This is a genomic window from Leclercia pneumoniae, from assembly GCF_017348915.1.
GTDB classification, from domain to species: Bacteria; Pseudomonadota; Gammaproteobacteria; order Enterobacterales; family Enterobacteriaceae; genus Enterobacter; species Enterobacter pneumoniae.
Genome location: NZ_CP071383.1, coordinates 213,678 through 231,786, shown reverse-complemented (window position 1 = coordinate 231,786; position 18,109 = coordinate 213,678). Strand labels below are relative to the sequence as shown.

At 53.7% G+C, this 18,109-nt stretch carries 12 protein-coding genes, 1 tRNA gene, 3 rRNA genes and 1 riboswitch; of the genes, 3 read left to right on the top strand and 13 right to left on the bottom strand.

Annotated features, from left to right (window positions below; all coding sequences use genetic code 11):
• Positions 1 to 19: 19 nt before the first annotated feature.
• From aceA to JZ655_RS01050, 7 genes are all read right to left on the bottom strand, one after another.
• The gene (gene aceA / locus JZ655_RS01080) at positions 20 to 1,324 is read right to left on the bottom strand and encodes an isocitrate lyase (protein WP_207293798.1); all 1,305 of its coding nucleotides are present in this window, start codon (positions 1,322 to 1,324) and stop codon (positions 20 to 22) included.
• Between the two features lie 156 nt (positions 1,325 to 1,480).
• Positions 1,481 to 3,082, bottom strand: a complete 1,602-nt coding sequence (gene aceB / locus JZ655_RS01075; RefSeq protein WP_207292783.1) for a malate synthase A — start codon at positions 3,080 to 3,082, stop codon at positions 1,481 to 1,483.
• Positions 3,083 to 3,352: 270 nt separating this feature from the next.
• Positions 3,353 to 4,282, bottom strand: coding sequence for a homoserine O-acetyltransferase MetA (gene metA, locus JZ655_RS01070; protein ID WP_040077655.1), 930 nt, complete (start codon positions 4,280 to 4,282; stop codon positions 3,353 to 3,355).
• Between the two features lie 207 nt (positions 4,283 to 4,489).
• A 5S ribosomal RNA gene (gene rrf / locus JZ655_RS01065) occupies positions 4,490 to 4,605 on the bottom strand.
• A 71-nt stretch (positions 4,606 to 4,676) separates the two neighbouring features.
• Positions 4,677 to 7,582: ribosomal RNA gene (locus JZ655_RS01060) — 23S ribosomal RNA — on the bottom strand.
• A gap of 183 nt (positions 7,583 to 7,765) precedes the next feature.
• Positions 7,766 to 7,841, bottom strand: a tRNA-Glu gene (locus JZ655_RS01055).
• 85 nt (positions 7,842 to 7,926) lie between these two features.
• Positions 7,927 to 9,468, bottom strand: a 16S ribosomal RNA gene (locus JZ655_RS01050).
• The 16S, 23S and 5S rRNA genes sit together here with 1 tRNA gene alongside, the layout of an rRNA operon.
• Positions 9,469 to 10,028: 560 nt before the next feature.
• On the opposite strand from JZ655_RS01050, the gene purH reads away from it, so the two are divergent.
• Positions 10,029 to 11,618: a bifunctional phosphoribosylaminoimidazolecarboxamide formyltransferase/IMP cyclohydrolase gene (gene purH, locus JZ655_RS01045; protein WP_046887164.1), complete on the top strand. Its 1,590-nt coding sequence runs from the start codon at positions 10,029 to 10,031 to the stop codon at positions 11,616 to 11,618.
• A gap of 15 nt (positions 11,619 to 11,633) precedes the next feature.
• Complete coding sequence (purD, locus tag JZ655_RS01040; protein ID WP_207292782.1) at positions 11,634 to 12,926, top strand: phosphoribosylamine--glycine ligase; 1,293 nt, start codon at positions 11,634 to 11,636, stop codon at positions 12,924 to 12,926.
• A 47-nt stretch (positions 12,927 to 12,973) separates the two neighbouring features.
• On the opposite strand, the gene JZ655_RS01035 is transcribed toward purD, so the two are convergent.
• The 6 genes from JZ655_RS01035 to nudC all read right to left on the bottom strand — a co-directional run bounded on the left by JZ655_RS01035 (position 12,974) and on the right by nudC (position 17,328).
• The gene (locus JZ655_RS01035) at positions 12,974 to 13,666 is read right to left on the bottom strand and encodes a DUF1481 domain-containing protein (RefSeq protein ID WP_207293797.1); all 693 of its coding nucleotides are present in this window, start codon (positions 13,664 to 13,666) and stop codon (positions 12,974 to 12,976) included.
• A gap of 11 nt (positions 13,667 to 13,677) precedes the next feature.
• The gene (gene hupA / locus JZ655_RS01030; protein WP_002445246.1) at positions 13,678 to 13,950 is read right to left on the bottom strand and encodes a nucleoid-associated protein HU-alpha; all 273 of its coding nucleotides are present in this window, start codon (positions 13,948 to 13,950) and stop codon (positions 13,678 to 13,680) included.
• A gap of 186 nt (positions 13,951 to 14,136) precedes the next feature.
• Positions 14,137 to 14,727, bottom strand: a complete 591-nt coding sequence (locus JZ655_RS01025; RefSeq protein ID WP_040077660.1) for a YjaG family protein — start codon at positions 14,725 to 14,727, stop codon at positions 14,137 to 14,139.
• A gap of 41 nt (positions 14,728 to 14,768) precedes the next feature.
• Complete coding sequence (gene nfi, locus JZ655_RS01020) at positions 14,769 to 15,440, bottom strand: deoxyribonuclease V (protein WP_207292781.1); 672 nt, start codon at positions 15,438 to 15,440, stop codon at positions 14,769 to 14,771.
• A 9-nt stretch (positions 15,441 to 15,449) separates the two neighbouring features.
• Entirely contained in the window at positions 15,450 to 16,514 is a 1,065-nt protein-coding gene (gene hemE / locus JZ655_RS01015; RefSeq protein ID WP_207292780.1) for a uroporphyrinogen decarboxylase, read from the bottom strand.
• A gap of 40 nt (positions 16,515 to 16,554) precedes the next feature.
• The gene (gene nudC / locus JZ655_RS01010) at positions 16,555 to 17,328 is read right to left on the bottom strand and encodes an NAD(+) diphosphatase (RefSeq protein ID WP_207292779.1); all 774 of its coding nucleotides are present in this window, start codon (positions 17,326 to 17,328) and stop codon (positions 16,555 to 16,557) included.
• Positions 17,329 to 17,424: 96 nt separating this feature from the next.
• Between nudC and JZ655_RS01005 the strand changes: the two genes are divergently transcribed.
• A complete protein-coding gene (locus JZ655_RS01005; RefSeq protein WP_040077665.1) occupies positions 17,425 to 17,922 on the top strand; it encodes an Rsd/AlgQ family anti-sigma factor in 498 nt (165 codons plus the stop codon).
• Positions 17,923 to 17,975: 53 nt separating this feature from the next.
• A riboswitch (TPP riboswitch) is annotated at positions 17,976 to 18,084 on the top strand.
• Positions 18,085 to 18,109: the final 25 nt, after the last annotated feature.

Genomic DNA, 18,109 nt, shown 5'->3' with positions numbered 1-18,109 from the left:
AGAGGGTGAGGGGAAAATATCAGAACTGGGCTTCTTCGGTTGACCCCGTTAACGCGGTCACGGAGGAGGTTCCACCCTGGATGATGGTGGTGACGTTATCGAAGTAGCCTGTTCCCACCTCCTGTTGATGTGAAACGAAGGTGTAACCCTCTTTACCCGCTGCAAATTCAGGCTGCTGCACTTTTTCAACATAGTGCTTCATGCCCTCTCCCTGTGCGTAAGCATGCGCCAGGTCGAACATGTTGAACCACATGCTATGGATACCCGCCAGGGTGATGAACTGGTATTTGTAGCCCATATCAGAGAGCCGCTGCTGGAAGCTGGCGATGGTTTTATCGTCGAGATTTTTCTGCCAGTTAAAGGACGGGGAGCAGTTATAGGCCAGCAGTTTGCCCGGGTACTTCGCGTGGATGGCGTCGGCAAAGCGTTTCGCCAGCGCCAGGTCTGGCGTGGAGGTTTCGCACCACACCAGGTCAGCATAGGGGGCGTAGGCCAGACCACGGCTAATAGCCTGCTCAATGCCGGCATGGGTGCGGTAGAACCCCTCGCGGGTGCGCTCGCCGGTGATAAATTCGCTGTCGTAGGGGTCGCAATCCGAGGTGATCAGATCTGCCGCATCTGCGTCAGTTCGGGCGATGACCAGCGTTGGTACGCCCAGCACGTCCGCTGCCAGACGAGCCGCAACCAATTTCTGAATGGCTTCCTGCGTGGGAACCAGTACCTTGCCCCCCATATGGCCACACTTCTTCACCGAGGCGAGCTGATCTTCAAAGTGAACGGCCGCTGCACCGGCTTCAATCATCGATTTCATCAATTCGAAGGCGTTAAGTACACCACCAAACCCGGCTTCCGCATCGGCAACGATCGGCAGGAAGTAATCTACAAAACGGGGATCGTTGGGCTCGATCCCGGCCGCCCACTGGATCTGATCCGCCCGACGGAAGCTATTGTTGATCCGATCCACCACCGAAGGGACAGAGTTCACCGGGTAGAGCGATTGATCCGGATACATGCTTGAGGCCAGGTTAGCATCTGCTGCCACCTGCCAGCCGGAGAGATAGACCGCCTCAATTCCGGCCTTTGCCTGCTGCAGCGCCTGGCCGCCGGTTAACGCGCCGAGGCTATTGATATAACCTTTTTTGGCGCCCCCGTGCAGCAGCTTCCACATTTTCGCCGCGCCATGCTGTGCAAGCGTGCACTCCGGGTTGACCGAGCCACGTAATTTCACCACTTCCTCTGCGCTGTACGGGCGGCAGATGCCTTCCCAGCGCGGTTGGGTCCACTCTTTTTGTAATTCTTCGATTTGTTGGGTACGGGTTTTCATGTGCAGATGCTCCATATTATATTCCTGGCTTCCCAGGCGTTATCAGTGAAGACAGTTTGACCACGGGAGCAGCGCAGAAACCGGCGCGTACTTATAGTACGAGGGGGTTTTGAGCACTGCCCCGCGCCAAAATGGCGAACAATACAGCCCGGGCCTTTACGCCAGCAGGCGATAGCCTGGCAAGGTGAGGAAGTCGATTAAGTCATCTGATGTCGTGATTTGCTCCATCAGGCGGGCCGCGTCGGAAAAACGTCCGCTGCTGAAACGGTGTTCTCCCAGCTCTTCCTGAATGTTTTGCATCTCTTCTGCCAGCATCTGACGGAACAGGGATTTGGTTACCGGCTTGCCGTTGCTGAGTGTTTTTTGATGATGAATCCACTGCCAGATGGACGTGCGCGATATTTCCGCCGTGGCCGCATCTTCCATCAGACCGTAGATGGGCACGCAGCCATTGCCGGAGATCCAGGCTTCGATGTACTGCACGGCAACTCGGATGTTGGCACGCATCCCCTCTTCCGTACGCTCGCCGTCACTCGGCTCCAGCAATTGGCTGGCGCTGACTGGCGCGTCATCGGCGCGGGTGACATGCAGCTGGTTTGGGTTCTCTCCGAGGATGCGACTGAAGACCTCCATCGCGGTGTCAGCCAGGCCCGGGTGTGCCACCCAGGTGCCATCGTGGCCGTTACGCGCTTCCAGCTCTTTATCTGCCTTCACTTTGGTCAGCACCTGGTTGTTACGTTCGGCATCTTTGCTCGGAATAAAGGCCGCCATCCCGCCCATGGCAAACGCGCCGCGTCTGTGACAGGTTTTGATCAGCAGGCGTGAATAGGCACTGAGGAACGCTTTATCCATGGTTACTACCTGACGATCCGGTAAGACGCGGTCGGGGTAGTTTTTCAGGGTTTTGATATAGCTAAAGATGTAATCCCAGCGTCCACAGTTCAGCCCGACGATGTGGTCGCGCAGGGCGTGAAGGATTTCATCCATCTGGAAGACGGCCGGCAGCGTCTCAATAAGCAGCGTGGCTTTAATGGTGCCGCGCGGCAAATTGACGCGATCCTCGGCATAACTGAAGACTTCGCTCCACCAGGCAGCTTCTTGCCATGACTGAGTTTTTGGCAGATAGAAGTAAGGGCCGCTACCTTTGGCCAGCAGGCTTTTGTGGTTATGGAAAAAGTAGAGTGCGAAATCAAACAGGCTGCCCGGAATCGCTTCCCCGCGCCAGGTGACATGTTTTTCCGGCAGATGCAGGCCGCGAACGCGGCAGATCAATACTGCCGGGTTAGGCTTGAGCTGGTAAATTTTCCCCGCTTCGTTGGTATAACTGATGGTGCCGTTTACGGCATCGCGCAGATTGATCTGTCCCTCGATTACTTTACGCCAGTCCGGTGCCAGTGAGTCTTCAAAATCTGCCATAAAGACTTTGACGTTAGCGTTCATGGCGTTGATCACCATTTTACGTTCAACCGGGCCGGTGATCTCTACACGACGATCCTGCAAATCAGCAGGAATACCGCGAATTTGCCAGTCACTTTCACGAATGGAAGCTGTTTCCGAAATAAAGTCAGGCAACCTGCCATTATCAATTTCTTGCTGCTGCTGGATGCGCGCAGCTAGCAGTTTGTTGCGCTTTGGCGTAAAGCGCGTCACCAGCTCAGTCAGGAACTCGACCGCCTCTGGCGTCAAAATTTGTTGCTCCCGCTCGCTATACGGCTGAGTAAACGCCAGTTCAGCGTCTGTGGTTGCCTGTTGAGTCATTGTGTTGCTCCTCTTCAAAGATCCAAAAACAGTTTCCCAATGCGCGCGAAAGATCGTTGTTCGGTTTTCGCTCAGCAAAGATAAGACTATCTATAATTTTCTTAAAATCAAAAATAATTTCCATTTTAATTTAAAACAGCCTTTAAGCCTTTGATTAGAATGTTTTTTAAAAAATATCTGAAGGTGAGCGGTATTTCGGAAATAAAAAAGGCACCCGAAGGTGCCTGAGAAAGAGTGCTGAAACGCTTTAGGATCGTTTCGGGCAGGAGATTACTCCAGCGTTGGATTCATGTGGCGCAGATCGTATGGCGTGATCTGGTAGACGTAATAGTTGAGCCAGTTGGTAAACAGCAAATTCCCGTGGCTGCGCCAGGATGCTCTCGGCGTGTTCTGTGGATCATTTTTTGGAAAATAGTTGTACGGCAACTCAGGCGACAAACCGGCTTCCACGTCGCGGAAATATTCGCCCGCCAGCGTATCGGGATCATACTCCGGATGGCCGGTCACAAACGCGATTCGCTTGTCTTTACTGGCAAACAGATAGGCATCACCGTCTTCAGTTTCTGCCAGGATGTCGAGATCCGTGTAATCACGAATGAGCGCCGCCGGGAAATCGGCATAACGGGAATGGGGCGCCAGGAAGGTGTCATCGAACCCGCGCGTCAGTAGTGCGTGGGGATGAAGAATATGGTGTTCATAAACGCCAGACAGCTTTTCGCTACGGGTTTGCTTCGGTATACCGTAGAGAATATTCAGCGCGGCTTGTACTGCCCAACAGACAAAAAGCGTTGAAGTGACATGATCCTTTGCCCATTCAAGCACTTGCTTGATCTGCGGCCAGTACGCAACGTCATTAAATTCCACCAGGCCGAGCGGGGCTCCCGTGACAATCAGGCCATCGAAGTTATCGTTGCGGATATCGTCGAAATTACAATAAAAGTTATTGAGGTGTTCTGATGGTGTATTGCGAGACTCTCGCGCATCGATACGAAGCAACTGGATATCGACCTGCAGCGGCGAGTTGGAGAGCAGGCGAAGAAACTGATTTTCAGTCTCGATCTTTTTCGGCATCAGGTTGAGGATAAGAACCTTCAGAGGACGAATTTCCTGACCTGTAGCACGTGAAGCCGTCATTACAAAGACGTTCTCATCACGCAAGAAATTGACGGCTGGTAGCTCGTCCTGCACCCGAATTGGCATAACCTTACATCCTCAAAGCATACGTATAAACGTTTAGACATCCAGATAGCTGACAATAACCAGGAATCGTCGAAATGTCGAGTCAGGGATGGGAAAGGTGAGAAAGTTTCAAGGAAGGTAAATGGTAGGATCGGATGGGTTATAAAATGGATAAGATTGCAAAGCAAAAAACCCCGCACCTTAAGGTACGGGGTTCTTCTAATTGATGCCTGGCAGTTCCCTACTCTCGCATGGGGAGACCCCACACTACCATCGGCGCTACGGCGTTTCACTTCTGAGTTCGGCATGGGGTCAGGTGGGACCACCGCGCTAAAGCCGCCAGGCAAATTCTGTTAAATCTGTATCACAGCTGAAAATTGTCTCTGTCTCTTCGCCGAAACAGCTTCGGCGTTGTAAGGTTAAGCCTCACGGTTCATTAGTATCGGTTAGCTCAACGTATCGCTACGCTTACACACCCGACCTATCAACGTCGTAGTCTTCAACGTTCCTTCAGGACTCTCAGGGAGTCAGGGAGAACTCATCTCGGGGCAAGTTTCGTGCTTAGATGCTTTCAGCACTTATCTCTTCCGCATTTAGCTACCGGGCAGTGCCATTGGCATGACAACCCGAACACCAGTGATGCGTCCACTCCGGTCCTCTCGTACTAGGAGCAGCCCCCCTCAATTCTCCAGCGCCCACGGCAGATAGGGACCGAACTGTCTCACGACGTTCTAAACCCAGCTCGCGTACCACTTTAAATGGCGAACAGCCATACCCTTGGGACCTACTTCAGCCCCAGGATGTGATGAGCCGACATCGAGGTGCCAAACACCGCCGTCGATATGAACTCTTGGGCGGTATCAGCCTGTTATCCCCGGAGTACCTTTTATCCGTTGAGCGATGGCCCTTCCATTCAGAACCACCGGATCACTATGACCTGCTTTCGCACCTGCTCGAGCCGTCACTCTCGCAGTCAAGCTAGCTTATGCCATTGCACTAACCTCCTGATGTCCGACCAGGATTAGCTAACCTTCGTGCTCCTCCGTTACTCTTTAGGAGGAGACCGCCCCAGTCAAACTACCCACCAGACACTGTCCGCAACCCGGATTACGGGTCTACGTTAGAACACCAGCCATTAAAGGGTGGTATTTCAAGGATGGCTCCACGCAGACTGGCGTCCACGCTTCAAAGCCTCCCACCTATCCTACACATCAAGGACCAGTGTTCAGTGTCAAGCTATAGTAAAGGTTCACGGGGTCTTTCCGTCTTGCCGCGGGTACACTGCATCTTCACAGCGAGTTCAATTTCACTGAGTCTCGGGTGGAGACAGCCTGGCCATCATTACGCCATTCGTGCAGGTCGGAACTTACCCGACAAGGAATTTCGCTACCTTAGGACCGTTATAGTTACGGCCGCCGTTTACCGGGGCTTCGATCAAGAGCTTCGCGTTGCCGCTAACCCCATCAATTAACCTTCCGGCACCGGGCAGGCGTCACACCGTATACGTCCACTTTCGTGTTTGCACAGTGCTGTGTTTTTAATAAACAGTTGCAGCCAGCTGGTATCTTCGACTGATTTCAGCTCCACCCGCAGGGGCTTCACCTACACATCAGCGTGCCTTCTCCCGAAGTTACGGCACCATTTTGCCTAGTTCCTTCACCCGAGTTCTCTCAAGCGCCTTGGTATTCTCTACCTGACCACCTGTGTCGGTTTGGGGTACGATTTCGTGTTACCTGATGCTTAGAGGCTTTTCCTGGAAGCAGGGCATTTGTTACTTCAGCACCGTAGTGCCTCGTCATCACACCTCAGCGTTAAAAAGGAACCGGATTTACCTGGAACCTCCGCCTACATGCTTAAACCGGGACAACCGTCGCCCGGCTAACATAGCCTTCTCCGTCCCCCCTTCGCAGTAACACCAAGTACAGGAATATTAACCTGTTTCCCATCGACTACGCCTTTCGGCCTCGCCTTAGGGGTCGACTCACCCTGCCCCGATTAACGTTGGACAGGAACCCTTGGTCTTCCGGCGAGCGGGCTTTTCACCCGCTTTATCGTTACTTATGTCAGCATTCGCACTTCTGATACCTCCAGCATGCCTCACAGCACACCTTCAACGGCTTACAGAACGCTCCCCTACCCAACAACACCTAAGTGTCGCTGCCGCAGCTTCGGTGCATGGTTTAGCCCCGTTACATCTTCCGCGCAGGCCGACTCGACCAGTGAGCTATTACGCTTTCTTTAAATGATGGCTGCTTCTAAGCCAACATCCTGGCTGTCTGTGCCTTCCCACATCGTTTCCCACTTAACCATGACTTTGGGACCTTAGCTGGCGGTCTGGGTTGTTTCCCTCTTCACGACGGACGTTAGCACCCGCCGTGTGTCTCCCGTGATAACATTCTTCGGTATTCGTAGTTTGCATCGGGTTGGTAAGCCGGGATGGCCCCCTAGCCGAAACAGTGCTCTACCCCCGAAGATGAGTTCACGAGGCGCTACCTAAATAGCTTTCGGGGAGAACCAGCTATCTCCCGGTTTGATTGGCCTTTCACCCCCAGCCACAGGTCATCCGCTAATTTTTCAACATTAGTCGGTTCGGTCCTCCAGTTAGTGTTACCCAACCTTCAACCTGCCCATGGCTAGATCACCGGGTTTCGGGTCTATACCCTGCAACTTAACGCCCAGTTAAGACTCGGTTTCCCTTCGGCTCCCCTATACGGTTAACCTTGCTACAGAATATAAGTCGCTGACCCATTATACAAAAGGTACGCAGTCACACCACTAGGGTGCTCCCACTGCTTGTACGTACACGGTTTCAGGTTCTTTTTCACTCCCCTCGCCGGGGTTCTTTTCGCCTTTCCCTCACGGTACTGGTTCACTATCGGTCAGTCAGGAGTATTTAGCCTTGGAGGATGGTCCCCCCATATTCAGACAGGATACCACGTGTCCCGCCCTACTCTTCGAGTTCACAGCAAGTGTGTTTTCGTGTACGGGACTTTCACCCTGTACCGTGCGACTTTCCAGACGCTTCCACTAACACACAAGCTGATTCAGACTCTGGGCTGCTCCCCGTTCGCTCGCCGCTACTGGGGGAATCTCGGTTGATTTCTTTTCCTCGGGGTACTTAGATGTTTCAGTTCCCCCGGTTCGCCTCGTTAACCTATGTATTCAGTTAACGATAGTGCAACGAGTTGCACTGGGTTTCCCCATTCGGACATCGCCGGGTCAAAGGTTCATATCACCTCGCCGGCGCTTTTCGCAGATTAGCACGTCCTTCATCGCCTCTGACTGCCAGGGCATCCACCGTGTACGCTTAGTCGCTTAACCTCACAACCCGAAGATGTTTCACTTCTGATTGCGAAAATTTGAGAGACTCGAACACACATTAACTGTGTGTCGTTTCAATTTTCAGCTTGATCCAGATTTTTAAAGAGCAAATATCTCAAACATAACTCACTGAGTTAGTTTTGAGATATTGAGGCAGGTGACTTTCACTCACAAACCAGCAAGTGGCGTCCCCTAGGGGATTCGAACCCCTGTTACCGCCGTGAAAGGGCGGTGTCCTGGGCCTCTAGACGAAGGGGACACTAAAGTCTCAATCGCAAGACGCCTTGCTTCTTTACATCTATCAGACAATCTGTGTGGACACTACAAAGGCAGGTTCTTTAAGGTAAGGAGGTGATCCAACCGCAGGTTCCCCTACGGTTACCTTGTTACGACTTCACCCCAGTCATGAATCACAAAGTGGTAAGCGCCCTCCCGAAGGTTAAGCTACCTACTTCTTTTGCAACCCACTCCCATGGTGTGACGGGCGGTGTGTACAAGGCCCGGGAACGTATTCACCGTAGCATTCTGATCTACGATTACTAGCGATTCCGACTTCATGGAGTCGAGTTGCAGACTCCAATCCGGACTACGACGCACTTTATGAGGTCCGCTTGCTCTCGCGAGGTCGCTTCTCTTTGTATGCGCCATTGTAGCACGTGTGTAGCCCTACTCGTAAGGGCCATGATGACTTGACGTCATCCCCACCTTCCTCCAGTTTATCACTGGCAGTCTCCTTTGAGTTCCCGGCCGGACCGCTGGCAACAAAGGATAAGGGTTGCGCTCGTTGCGGGACTTAACCCAACATTTCACAACACGAGCTGACGACAGCCATGCAGCACCTGTCTCACGGTTCCCGAAGGCACCAAAGCATCTCTGCTAAGTTCCGTGGATGTCAAGAGTAGGTAAGGTTCTTCGCGTTGCATCGAATTAAACCACATGCTCCACCGCTTGTGCGGGCCCCCGTCAATTCATTTGAGTTTTAACCTTGCGGCCGTACTCCCCAGGCGGTCGACTTAACGCGTTAGCTCCGGAAGCCACTCCTCAAGGGAACAGCCTCCAAGTCGACATCGTTTACGGCGTGGACTACCAGGGTATCTAATCCTGTTTGCTCCCCACGCTTTCGCACCTGAGCGTCAGTCTTTGTCCAGGGGGCCGCCTTCGCCACCGGTATTCCTCCAGATCTCTACGCATTTCACCGCTACACCTGGAATTCTACCCCCCTCTACAAGACTCTAGCCTGCCAGTTTCGAATGCAGTTCCCAGGTTGAGCCCGGGGATTTCACATCCGACTTGACAGACCGCCTGCGTGCGCTTTACGCCCAGTAATTCCGATTAACGCTTGCACCCTCCGTATTACCGCGGCTGCTGGCACGGAGTTAGCCGGTGCTTCTTCTGCGAGTAACGTCAATCACCAAGGTTATTAACCTTAATGCCTTCCTCCTCGCTGAAAGTACTTTACAACCCGAAGGCCTTCTTCATACACGCGGCATGGCTGCATCAGGCTTGCGCCCATTGTGCAATATTCCCCACTGCTGCCTCCCGTAGGAGTCTGGACCGTGTCTCAGTTCCAGTGTGGCTGGTCATCCTCTCAGACCAGCTAGGGATCGTCGCCTAGGTGAGCCATTACCCCACCTACTAGCTAATCCCATCTGGGCACATCTGATGGCAAGAGGCCCGAAGGTCCCCCTCTTTGGTCTTGCGACGTTATGCGGTATTAGCTACCGTTTCCAGTAGTTATCCCCCTCCATCAGGCAGTTTCCCAGACATTACTCACCCGTCCGCCGCTCGCCGGCAAAGTAGCAAGCTACTTTCCGCTGCCGCTCGACTTGCATGTGTTAGGCCTGCCGCCAGCGTTCAATCTGAGCCATGATCAAACTCTTCAATTTAAGTTTGATGCTCGTGAATTAAACTTCGTAATGAATTACGTGTTCACTCAGAGACTTGGTATTCATTTATTGTCCGAAGACATTAAGAATCCATGTCACTTTGAGTGCCCACACAGATTGTCTGATAAATTGTTAAAGAGCAGTGCAACGCGGCTTTCAGCTCACCGTTGCGAGGTGGCGTATATTACGCTTTCCTCTTTCAGAGTCAACCCTGAATTTCAGGATTTTTTCTCTTCAACCGAACCGGCTGTTTGTGTGAAGTGATTCACATCTGCCGTGTCGATGGAGGCGCATTATAGGGAGTTCTCTGCAGGCCGCAATAGAAAAATGACATAAAAATGACTGACTGCTGCATTCCCCAGCAAAACCCCGCTTTATACCTGATTACACACAGACTTATCCACAATGCAGCGAAAAAGTGAAAAATGACGAGCGGTGCGCAAACGTTTTCGTTAAAATGCTCGCGCTAAATAAAACGCCCCGCAAGGTGTGTTAGCTGAGTTTTTCTAAAGAAAATTCACCTAACGCTCTCTGTAATCGTGAAATCCAGGGGATTTACCATGCAACAACGTCGTCCAGTCCGCCGCGCTCTGCTCAGTGTTTCTGATAAAGCCGGTATCGTCGAATTCGCTCAGGCGCTTTCTGCACGTGGTGTAGAGCTGCTGTCTACTGGCGGTACCGCTCGCCTGTTAGCAGATAAAGGTCTGCCGGTAACCGAAGTCTCCGATTACACCGGATTCCCGGAAATGATGGACGGACGCGTCAAAACCCTGCACCCGAAAGTTCACGGCGGCATTCTGGGCCGTCGCGGTCAGGACGACGGTATTATGGAACAACACGGGATCGCGCCGATCGACATGGTTGTCGTTAACCTGTACCCGTTCGCCCAGACCGTTGCCCGTGAAGGCTGCTCGCTGGAAGATGCGGTAGAGAATATTGATATCGGCGGCCCAACCATGGTGCGCTCCGCTGCCAAGAACCATAAAGATGTGGCCATCGTGGTGAAGAGCAGCGACTACGACGCCATTATTAAAGAGATGGATGCCAACGAAGGCTCTCTGAATCTTGAGACGCGCTTCGACCTGGCGATTAAAGCCTTCGAACACACTGCCGCCTACGACAGTATGATTGCCAATTACTTTGGTAGCCTGGTGCCAGCCTATCATGGTGAAAGTAACGAGCCTTCCGGCCGCTTCTCTCGCACCCTGAATCTCAACTTCATTAAGAAGCAGGACATGCGCTATGGCGAGAATAGCCACCAGCAGGCTGCCTTCTATATAGAAGAAGAAGTAAAAGAAGCTTCTGTTGCCACCGCACAACAAGTACAGGGCAAGGCGCTCTCTTACAACAACATCGCGGATACTGACGCCGCGCTGGAGTGCGTGAAAGAGTTCAGCGAACCAGCTTGCGTGATTGTGAAGCACGCCAACCCATGCGGTGTCGCGGTAAGCACCTCTATTCTGGATGCTTACGACCGTGCTTACAAAACCGACCCAACCTCCGCGTTTGGCGGCATCATTGCCTTTAACCGTGAGCTGGACGCCGAAACCGCACAGGCCATTATCTCCCGCCAGTTTGTTGAAGTGATCATCGCCCCTTCTGCCACCGAAGAAGCGCTGAAAATTACCGCCGCGAAACAGAACGTGCGCGTACTGATTTGCGGTCAGTGGGCAGAGCGCGTACCGGGCCTTGATTTCAAACGTGTTAATGGTGGTCTGCTGGTACAAGATCGTGACCTCGGAATGGTAAGCGAAAAAGACCTGCGCGTTGTGAGCAAACGTCAACCTACCGAACAAGAGCTGCGTGATGCGCTGTTCTGCTGGAAGGTTGCCAAGTTCGTTAAATCTAACGCCATCGTCTATGCGAAAGAGAACATGACCATTGGCATAGGCGCAGGCCAGATGAGCCGCGTCTACTCCGCTAAAATTGCGGGTATCAAAGCGGGCGACGAAGGTCTGGAAGTAAAAGGCTCCGCCATGGCGTCCGACGCCTTCTTCCCGTTCCGTGACGGTATCGACGCGGCTGCTGCAGTGGGCATCACCTGTGTGATCCAGCCTGGCGGCTCTATCCGCGATGATGAAGTGATTGCCGCAGCCGATGAGCACGGCATCGCGATGATCTTCACCGACATGCGCCATTTCCGTCATTAATTCCCGGAGCAGACAATGAAAGTATTAGTAATTGGTAACGGCGGGCGTGAGCACGCCCTGGCATGGAAAGCCGCGCAGTCTCCACGGGTCGAAACCGTTTTTGTGGCCCCCGGCAATGCCGGCACGGCGCTGGAGCCAACGCTGCAGAACGTGGCGATTGGTGTGACGGATATACCCGCCCTGCTGAGCTTTGCTCAGAGCGAGAAGATCGATCTGACCATCGTCGGCCCGGAAGCGCCGCTGGTAATTGGCGTTGTTGACGCCTTCCGCGCGGCAGGCCTGAAAATCTTCGGCCCGACCGAGGGCGCCGCTCAACTGGAAGGCTCCAAAGCCTTCACCAAAGATTTCCTTGCCCGGCATAAGATCCCGACGGCGGAATACCAGAACTTTACTGAAGTCGAACCCGCGCTGGCTTATCTGCGTGAGAAAGGCGCCCCTATTGTTATCAAGGCGGATGGCCTGGCCGCCGGTAAAGGCGTAATCGTGGCGATGACCCTCGAAGAAGCCGAAGCTGCCGTACAGGATATGCTGGCAGGTAACGCCTTTGGCGACGCAGGCCATCGTATCGTCATCGAAGAGTTCCTCGACGGCGAAGAGGCGAGCTTTATCGTGATGGTTGATGGGGAGCATGTGCTGCCTATGGCCACCAGCCAGGACCATAAGCGCGTGGGTAACGCAGACACCGGCCCGAATACCGGTGGGATGGGCGCTTACTCTCCTGCGCCTGTGGTCACTGACGAAGTGCATCAGCGGACCATGGAGCGCATCATCTGGCCTACCGTGAAAGGGATGGCCGCAGAAGGCAATACCTATACCGGTTTCCTGTACGCGGGCCTGATGATCGATAAGCAGGGCAACCCGAAAGTCATTGAGTTCAACTGCCGCTTTGGCGATCCGGAAACCCAGCCCATCATGCTGCGCATGAAATCGGACCTGGTCGAACTCTGCCTGGCAGCCTGCGAAGGCAAACTCGATGAGCAAACCTCTGAGTGGGACGAGCGTGCCTCTCTGGGCGTGGTGATTGCGGCGGGCGGTTATCCGGGGAGTTACAACACCGGTGACGAGATCCACGGCCTGCCGCTGGAAGCGATAGATGGCGCGAAAGTGTTCCACGCCGGCACGACGCTGGCAGACGACGATCGTGTCTTAACCAACGGTGGCCGCGTACTGTGCGCGACCGCACTCGGACACACCGTTGCTGAGGCACAGAAGCGCGCCTATGAGCTGATGGCAGATATCCACTGGAACGGCAGCTTCAGCCGTCAGGATATCGGTTATCGTGCGATTGCGCGTGAGCAGGGGGAGTAATTCCCCCTCACCCTCACCCTAACCCTCTCCCTCAAGGGAGAGGGGACTTAAAAACTCTTTTCCGTCGGCTGCCAGGTACAGAAATCTTCGTTCGCCACCAGTAAAAGCTGAGAACCTTCCGGTGCCTCAAGCCACGCGATGCTGACTTCCATAGAAGAGTGACGCTGACGACGTTCAATATGTTCGGTGGCCCAGGACTCCAGTTCAGGCTTCACCGTCTGCCCCTCACAGGTTGTCACCGTACCATCGCTATGCCAGCGCCCCTGACGCAGCACCACGCGCCCCTGACGCAGCGCATCGCTGGTCTGACGGATTTGATCGGCACGATAACGGTAGAGCGCGATTTGGTCGCTGGAGAGTTGCTGCTTTTGCCCCCCCGTTTCGTGCTGCATAAAGCTCAGCTCGCCGCGGTCATCAAAACGTATCCGCACATGTTCCGGGGTGGCGCTGTAAATGTTCAGTTCGATAAGGGCGAGAGTATCACCTTGCCAGCGGTATTCGCTGGTTGTGGTACTGCCACTATGCCAGGGGCTGAAAGCGGAAAGCAGGTGAACGTCGTCGTCTGAATCTTTACGCCAGATACGCACTGCCCCCTGATTATCGGCATATCCGCTGGCGGTAAAGGCCGGCAGAGAGGCGTCGCGACTACAGGCAGAGAGCAACAGCACGCCTGCCAGAGCCAGGGCCTGGCGCCAGACAGACAAAAGGGGCGAAACCGCCCCTTCGTTAAAACTGTTCACTGCCACGCGTCTTACTTAACTGCGTCTTTCAGTGCTTTACCAGATACAAAAGCCGGCACGTTTGCAGCGGCGATTTTGATCTCTTTACCGGTCTGCGGGTTGCGGCCAGTACGCTCAGCGCGGTGGTTCACTTTGAAGGTACCGAAACCTACCAGTTGTACAGCATCGCCTTCTTTCAGAGACTCAGTAATTGCAGCCAGGGTGGATTCCAGAGCAGCTTTAGCCTGTACTTTAGACAGATCAGCTTTGTCCGCAATTACATCAATCAGTTGAGTCTTGTTCATAAGTTATCCTTTCAATGTGTTTATCGCTTGCTAAGCATCGAGTGCGACGAAAATGCCAAAAAAGCACTCTCCTGCATACACGCACCGATAGCCACTTATTTTCGCCCCCCAAATGTAGACCAGACGGGGGGCAGAAGGGAAGAGTGCAGGCATGACAAAACAGGCGTTAAATCACGTTTTGTTGTCTCACTGGTTAATATTTATACCAATATTACTCTCACCCGCCTCACGCAAGTCTGCGCGCAGACCTTTAATCAGCTCAATGTCGCGTTCTTCGCACTCTGCCAGCAGGCGGAAAATTTCCCACTGAATGTCCCACTCTTGCTCAACCGCCGGGTTCGCTCTGAGCTCTTCGTCGGTCATTTCACGCCCTTCCTGGGTCATCTCCAGCATCGCAACCGTCGTGATAGAGGCCTTACTGACCTCAATGGCATGCTCCAGCGTTTCGCCACTTAGGCGGGAGTGGATCAGTTCACTTAATGCCACGCAGGCATCAATAGCCGGATAGACGCCATAGACTTCGTAGTCGTCTGCCGCAGGAATCGCCTCTTCCAGCTTCTCGAGCTGAGAGTCAAAATTCACCTTCGCATCTTTCACCGTCAGCGTCTCCCACACCAGGTCGAGGATGCGGCGATAGATCTGCCCCTCACCAAACGCCGTCTCTTTGCAGAATACGGCGTAGTTGGGATACATGCGCTCGCAAAGACAGGCCATAAAGGTGACGTGCTGCCAGCTCTCCAGCTTCTCAAGGCGCAGATGAATCGGGTTTTGTAACATGATGAGATCTCTAATCGGAAATTAGCCGCAGTGTACCTGAATCAGGGCTGAATTTCCTGCCAACGAACAAATGCCGGACGGCCTGATGCCACGGCATCCGCCCAGCGCGTCGGCTCGGGCAGACGGTAGCCTCTCATGCAGCGCTGTACCCATGCCAGGGCGGTGTCGGTACTGACCCGATGCCCGGTTGCCACAAACAGCGGATTGCAGCGCGCTTTACTGCGCCAGACCCATGCCAGCTGTTCGTTTTTGTCTATCAACGGTGCCAGGGCGCCCGGTTCGGCAGAGAGCGGCTCAAACTTACCGCACAGGCGCTTTTTCGCGACTCCGATAGTGGGGACATCGACCAGCAGGCCAAAATGACTGGCGACGCCTAAGCGACGGGGGTGGGAAATGCCATGTCCATCTACAAACAGCAGGTCAGGTTTTTGTGAGAGTTGCTCCCACGCTGCCAACAGCGCGGGATATTCGCGAAAAGAGAGGAAGCCCGGAATATAGGGCATGGTGGTGGCAATACGCGCAACCTTGTACTCCACCAGCTCTAACGACGGATACTTCAGTATCACCATCGCCGCCCGCGTCACTTCGCCACCCTGCTCAAATCCGACATCTGCCCCGCCAATGTACTGCGGAGGATCCGTATCCAGACGATCCTCTCGAATCACTGATGAGGCCAGTTCAATTTGCTGAGCGCGTAGCGACGCGAGATCCATAACCACTCCTTAAATATGATACTGCGCAGAAAGCCGGTGCACCGCCTCCACAAATACGCCTGCATGCTCAGGCGGTACATCCTGATGAATACCGTGGCCGAGGTTAAAGACGTGGCCTTCACCTTGGCCGAAACCAGAAAGTATAGTCGACACTTCTTCTTCAATACGCGCAGCCGGCGCATAGAGCATGGAAGGATCCATATTGCCCTGTAGCGCGACTTTGTCGCCCACGCGACGACGCGCATCGGCGATATCGGTGGTCCAGTCGAGGCCCAGCGCATCACAACCGGTCTCCGCCATGGCTTCAAGCCACTGTCCGCCGCCCTTGGTAAACAGAGTTACTGGTACGCGACGACCTTCGTTTTCACGCAGCAGGCCATCCACAATTTTGTGCATGTAATAGAGCGAGAATTGCTGGTAGTCACGACCGGTAAGCACGCCGCCCCAGGTATCGAAAATCATCACCGACTGGGCACCCGCTTTAATCTGCGCATTGAGATAGAGGGTGACGCTCTTCGCCAGCTTGTCGAGCAGTGCGTGCAGGGCTAACGGATCGGCATACATCATCTTTTTGATCAGGGTAAAGGCTTTGCTACTACCGCCTTCTACCATGTAGGTCGCCAGCGTCCACGGGCTACCGGAGAAGCCAATCAGGGGCACTTCCCCCTTCAGCTCACGACGAATCGTTCGCACTGCGTTCATCACATAACCCAGCTCTTGCTCCGGATCCGGGATGGGCAGGTTATCGATGTCGGCTCTGTTTTTAATCGGAGAAGAGAAGCGTGGACCTTCACCGGTTTCGAAATAGAGGCCAAGGCCCATCGCATCCGGAATGGTCAGAATATCCGAGAAGAGGATCGCAGCATCAAGCGGATAGCGGCGCAGCGGCTGGAGGGTCACTTCGCAAGCCAGCTCGGCATTTTTGCACAGCGACATAAAATCGCCGGCCTGAGCACGGGTGGCTTTGTACTCTGGCAGATAACGGCCAGCCTGGCGCATCATCCATACCGGGGTGATATCAACGGGTTGGCGCAGCAGCGCACGCAGATAACGATCGTTCTTCAGTTCGGTCATTGTTGCAGTTCCTTAAGCGTCATGGCCTCAGTGTATCACGTCATTCATACTCGGCCCGACACATTGCCACGGTATCTTCTATCAGCCGACGCGCCACCGTTCCCGCTGGGGGTAACAAGGGCAGATCGTCATAGCGATACCAGCTGGCGTTCAGCAGCTCTTTCGGGTCAATCACGATCTCACCGTCGTCATAGTCAGCCATGAACGCGGTCATCAATGACATGGGGAATGGCCACGGCTGCGAGGTGACATAGCGAAGATTTTTAACCGTGATCCCGCTCTCCTCCATCACTTCACGCGCCACCGCCTGCTCCAGGGTTTCGCCCACTTCAACGAACCCGGCAAGCACGGTATGTATTCCGTTACGGTGACGGGCATGCTGCGCCAGCAGGATGCTGTCTTCCCGCCGGATAGCGACAATAATGCACGGCGCAATCTGTGGATAGTAGCGCTCGCGGCAGTGGCTACAGAGCATTGCCCACTCGGTTTTGCTCGGCTGCATGGTATGCCCACAGTAGCCACAGAACTTATGTGAACGATAAAATTCCGCCAGTTGCACACCGCGTCCCGCCAGTTGAAACAGGCCGACATCCTGATCAATCACCTGACGAACCGATCCCATATCCTGACGGCGATGTTGTTGGATCAACCACACAGGATCGCCCTGCCATTCGCCGATCTGCAGTGCGTGTTGCCCCACAAGATCGAAATTTCCTGCCTCACCGTGTGGTAATTCCCCGGCAGGCAACCATAATTTTTGTTCATGGCTGACGATCCACCAGCCGCGATCTAATTTTTCAATAATACGATCCATATCTATTGCACTACCTTCGCTTCACAGGCATGTTGGTAACATTATCATTACATTTTTGGGTGGGCAGCTTTTAATCTTAACCTTGCGGAGTCAAACATGCTAAACCAGCTAGAAAGCCTGACAGAGCGCGTTGGAGGTAGTAATAACCTGGTCGATCGCTGGCTACACGTGCGCAAGCATCTTCTTGTTGCCTACTACAATCTGGTTGGCATTAAGCCTGGCAAAGAGTCGTTTATGCGCCTGAACGAGAAGGCACTCGATGATTTTTGTCAAAGCCTGGTGGATTACCTGTCCGACGGTCATTTTAATATTTATGAACGTATTATCGGTGAAATGGAAGGCGATACCCCGGTATTAGCCGCCACCAAAATTTATCCGCAGCTGGAAGCTAACACCCAGCAGATAATGGATTACTACGATTCCACGCTTGAGAACGCTATCGATCATGATAACTATCTTGAGTTTCAGCAGGCGCTGTCCGACCTGGGTGAAGCACTGGAAGAGCGCTTCACGCTAGAGGATAAGCTGATCGCACTGGCACTGGATAACGATCTGACCGCCAGCAACGAAGATCACATCGCCCGGCCTGCTTGAGTTATTAGCCGTTAGCGCGTAATTTATCTACACCGCTTCTGCACTGCAGAAGCTTTTTCTTGTCGGAGTGCCCAGAGCGAAAGCCGGGCTGAGACCGTTAATTCGGGATCCGCGGAACCTGATCAGGCTAATACCTGCGAAGGGAACAAGAGTCAATCTGCTGTCGCATCGCCCCCGGGCGATCGTC

Coding starts and splice junctions, on each gene's coding strand:
- aceA (WP_207293798.1), bottom strand. CDS start 1,324: ATGAAAACCCGTACCCAACAAATCGAAGAATTACAAAAAGAGTGGACC.
- aceB (WP_207292783.1), bottom strand. CDS start 3,082: ATGACTCAACAGGCAACCACAGACGCTGAACTGGCGTTTACTCAGCCG.
- metA (WP_040077655.1), bottom strand. CDS start 4,282: ATGCCAATTCGGGTGCAGGACGAGCTACCAGCCGTCAATTTCTTGCGT.
- purH (WP_046887164.1), top strand. CDS start 10,029: ATGCAACAACGTCGTCCAGTCCGCCGCGCTCTGCTCAGTGTTTCTGAT.
- purD (WP_207292782.1), top strand. CDS start 11,634: ATGAAAGTATTAGTAATTGGTAACGGCGGGCGTGAGCACGCCCTGGCA.
- hupA (WP_002445246.1), bottom strand. CDS start 13,950: ATGAACAAGACTCAACTGATTGATGTAATTGCGGACAAAGCTGATCTG.
- JZ655_RS01025 (WP_040077660.1), bottom strand. CDS start 14,727: ATGTTACAAAACCCGATTCATCTGCGCCTTGAGAAGCTGGAGAGCTGG.
- nfi (WP_207292781.1), bottom strand. CDS start 15,440: ATGGATCTCGCGTCGCTACGCGCTCAGCAAATTGAACTGGCCTCATCA.
- hemE (WP_207292780.1), bottom strand. CDS start 16,514: ATGACCGAACTGAAGAACGATCGTTATCTGCGTGCGCTGCTGCGCCAA.
- nudC (WP_207292779.1), bottom strand. CDS start 17,328: ATGGATCGTATTATTGAAAAATTAGATCGCGGCTGGTGGATCGTCAGC.
- JZ655_RS01005 (WP_040077665.1), top strand. CDS start 17,425: ATGCTAAACCAGCTAGAAAGCCTGACAGAGCGCGTTGGAGGTAGTAAT.